Source organism: Acidocella sp., assembly GCF_052326845.1.
Taxonomy (GTDB): Bacteria; Pseudomonadota; Alphaproteobacteria; order Acetobacterales; family Acetobacteraceae; genus Acidocella.
This window is the reverse complement of sequence record NZ_JBKQJR010000157.1, coordinates 1-3059: the sequence shown is the minus strand read 5'-3', so window position 1 is coordinate 3059 and position 3059 is coordinate 1. Positions and strand designations below refer to the sequence as shown.

The window sequence follows — 3059 nt, the reverse complement described above, 5'->3', positions numbered from 1 at the left end:
CTTGATTCCGGTACGTTTTCCAACCCTGCGAACATACTTCGCCTGTCGCTCGCCCCGTACGAACGGGCGGCAGCAGACAAAAAAGCACGGGCACGGAGGAGACGCGCTTGCGCCTCCCCGCTTCCCGTCTGCTCCGCTCACCCAGTCCTGTCTCATTCGGCCTGGCGCTCAGGTAGTCATCGTACCCTTTCGATGGCACCAGCGCCAGAACCACCAGATGGCGGCCGCCGTGATGATGGTGTCCAGCCTTAGCCCGAAATGCAGCCGGACCTCGGCGCTGCACAGCACCAACAATGCCACCACGCCGACGGCAATCTTGGCGGCCGCCGGCAGGTTTCCCCCTCCCCGGCTGGAACCAGGCAACACGGCCAAGCCCGCGCCCCCTTCCATCCGCACCACGGCGTGCACACCGCGCAGCGTCTGCCCGGACCTCGCTTCCCGGTTCGGCCGGCCAGGGAAATCCACCGAGGCGCCGGCCCCCATCAGCGCCAGCGCGATGTGGTCGGCGGCGTTGGCGGCAGACCGCCCTGCCCCGCCGGCAATGATGATCTCCAGATCGTCGTTGCTCATGATGGCTCTCCGTCAGCCGGCCCAGGGCCAGCATTGTTCCATTTTGGATCGTGATGGCCGAGCGAGGGCGGCGGTTCCCTCGGCGAAATAGGCATCGGCCGCCCAGCCGATCGCCTCCGTCAGGGCGGCGGCGGTGATGGCGTTGACGGCGTTGCCGAGCCCCGGCACCCAGCCGAGCAGGCACTGGCTCAGCCCCCGGCCGGCGGCCGCGGCGGAGAACGGCAGGATCAGCTCGGTCGCCGCGCTTTTGCCGATCGGCGTGCCGTGTTCGGCGCCGATGGCGACGATCATCGCCACCTGGATCGGCGTGATGACCGCGGCGTCGGAGCCCGGGACTTGGGCGAGTCCCCCGCCGGCGGCGGCGGCTGCTGCCGCCGCGGTGTGAATCAGCGCGTGGATTTTCTTTGATTTGATGGCCATGGGTGATGTCTCCTTGGTTGTGGATGGGAATGGATCGCCTGAGGAAGGCAAATGACGCGGGGAAGGCGCTCAGGCGCCTTGCCCTATGCTCCGATGGCAGATTGCCTTGCAGCTACGCCGCGCCCTCCGGGAGCAGGTTCCAGGCCCTGGATGCGGTCGTGGCGGTGGCGATCAGCCGCTGCGGCGAGTGGTGGGCGTAGCGCGTCGTCGTCGAGAGCTGGGTGTGGCCGAGCACGGTGCCGATCTCGTTGAGCGGCGTGCCGGCGTTGGCCAGGGCGGAGGCGAACGAGTGGCGCAGGTCGTGGATGCGCAGGTCCGCGGGCAGCCCGGCCGCCTTCTTGGCCCGCGCCCAGGCCCCGCGCACGCCCTCCACTGGCTGGCCCGGCAAGCGGTGGCTGGGGAACACGTGCGGGTTGTCCGGGTACAGTTGCCGCTTGGCGAACTGCCGCAGCAAGGTCGCCTTGGCCAATGGAAATTTCCGTCGGCGGCTTCTAGAAAACGAGTGACAGGAAGTTGGTGGGAAGAGAAGCACATGGCGGCATTTTAAATGGGCTGGACGAAGCGGAGCGCAGACTGGCTTGTGTTGGCGGGAATCGTGCTGGCGGTGCTGGTTGCACGGGCGCAGACCTTTACAGATCCAGTCCTGGGCTTTGATGAGCAGTATTACCTGCTGGTAGCAGATCGCTGGCTCCACGGCGCAGTACCTTATGTCGACATCTGGGATCGCAAGCCGATCGGCTTGTTCATGATTTATGCTGCGGCAATCCGGTTGGGCAGCGATCCGTTTCTGCAATACAAGCTGCTGGCCGCAGTGTTCGTGACGGCAACGGCCTACGCGATCTTTCGCGGCGCCCGAAGCGATTCCGGGAACGGTGCAGGGCGGTTCGGCGCTGTGGTGGCGGCGCTGCTCTATGTGTTCTGGCTCAATTTCATGGGAGGTGAAGGCGGGCAGTCGCCGGTATTCTACAATCTGCCGGTGCTGCTGGCAGCGTTGCTGGTGCGCCGGGCGGTGGAGCGACGTGGGACGCTGCTCCCGCTCGGACTTATAGCGATGCTGCTGGTCGGAGTAGCGATCCAGATCAAGTACACCGTGGTGTTTGAGGGGCTATTTTTCGGGCTGTTGTTGCTCCATGCCGGGAGCACGGCATGGGGTGTTTCGTCGCGCCTGATCGGTGCGGCGGCGGCCTGGGTCGCGGTCGCGCTGGCGCCGACGGTGCTGGCCTACGCGGTTTATGCTGCGATGGGGCACGGGCAGGCCTTTGTCTTTGCCAATTTCCTTTCCATATTCGGGCGCCTGCCCGATCCGCTGCTCGAACGGATGGGCGGGCTGGCCGCGATCGTTGGGATACTCGCACCGCTTGCCATCGTGGCGGTACTGGCGTGGCGGCGGGAGCGGCGGCTGTCATTCGTGCAGATGTGGGCGGGGGCGGCGATGTTCGGGGTACTGGCCTTCGGCAGTTTCCTCTCCCCCAGTTATGCGCTGCCCGTGCTTGCCCCGTTGTGCCTGTGTGCTGCACCGTGGTTCGAGAGCGCACGGCGTGGGCGCTGGGTGGCGGTGGGGCTGCTCGGACTGTCGCTGATCGGGGGCTTGCTGATGGTCCGGCAGGCGATCATCGACAAGGGCAACCGGGCAGAGGCACTGCAGGTCGCTGCGGCGGCGCGACCGCAGCGTGGCGGATGCATCTGGGTGTGGGATGGCTACCCGGCACTTTACCTGCTGGCCGATGCCTGCGTGCCTACCAAGTGGACCTTCCCTGGCCATCTCAATACTTCGGACGAGGCATCAGTTCGCGCGATTGGGGTCGATCCAGTGGTCGAAGTGAAACGTATCCTCGCGGCCCGGCCGGAGGTGATCATCGACGATTTTCCCGCCTATCGCCTAGATAACCAGGAAACCCGAGCGCTGGTGGAGGCGGAACTAGCGCGCAGCTACCGCCTGACCGCACGGGTGCAAACGGGGCCAGGGCGCTTCCGGCTAGTCTATCGGTTGAAGTAGTGCAACGGGGAAGGCGCATTCGCGCCTTCCCCGTCTTCGTTGTGGCGGCCTCTGCCGAGCGGTGCCCCCGGCG

The 3059-nt window shown here is 66.1% G+C and carries 4 protein-coding genes; 1 reads left to right on the top strand and 3 read right to left on the bottom strand.

Annotated features, from left to right (window positions below):
• Positions 1-168: 168 nt before the first annotated feature.
• The 3 genes from ACLPJJ_RS10890 to ACLPJJ_RS10880 all read right to left on the bottom strand — a co-directional run bounded on the left by ACLPJJ_RS10890 (position 169) and on the right by ACLPJJ_RS10880 (position 1459).
• Positions 169-570, bottom strand: a complete 402-nt coding sequence (locus ACLPJJ_RS10890; protein WP_443591002.1) for a hypothetical protein — start codon at positions 568-570, stop codon at positions 169-171.
• A gap of 12 nt (positions 571-582) precedes the next feature.
• Positions 583-990 (bottom strand): hypothetical protein, encoded by a 408-nt coding sequence (locus ACLPJJ_RS10885; protein WP_443591001.1) that lies wholly within the window; start codon positions 988-990, stop codon positions 583-585.
• 112 nt (positions 991-1102) lie between these two features.
• Positions 1103-1459 (bottom strand): tyrosine-type recombinase/integrase, encoded by a 357-nt coding sequence (locus ACLPJJ_RS10880; RefSeq protein WP_443591000.1) that lies wholly within the window; start codon positions 1457-1459, stop codon positions 1103-1105.
• Positions 1460-1537: 78 nt separating this feature from the next.
• Here ACLPJJ_RS10880 and ACLPJJ_RS10875 point away from each other — a divergent pair, with 78 nt between their 5' ends.
• Complete coding sequence (locus ACLPJJ_RS10875) at positions 1538-2986, top strand: hypothetical protein (protein ID WP_443590999.1); 1449 nt, start codon at positions 1538-1540, stop codon at positions 2984-2986.
• The last annotated feature ends 73 nt before the right edge of the window (positions 2987-3059 follow it).

Bases quoted from the DNA above. Each gene is read 5' to 3' on its own strand.
- ACLPJJ_RS10890 (WP_443591002.1), bottom strand. From the start codon at position 570: ATGAGCAACGACGATCTGGAGATCATCATTGCCGGCGGGGCAGGGCGG.
- ACLPJJ_RS10885 (WP_443591001.1), bottom strand. From the start codon at position 990: ATGGCCATCAAATCAAAGAAAATCCACGCGCTGATTCACACCGCGGCG.
- ACLPJJ_RS10875 (WP_443590999.1), top strand. From the start codon at position 1,538: ATGGGCTGGACGAAGCGGAGCGCAGACTGGCTTGTGTTGGCGGGAATC.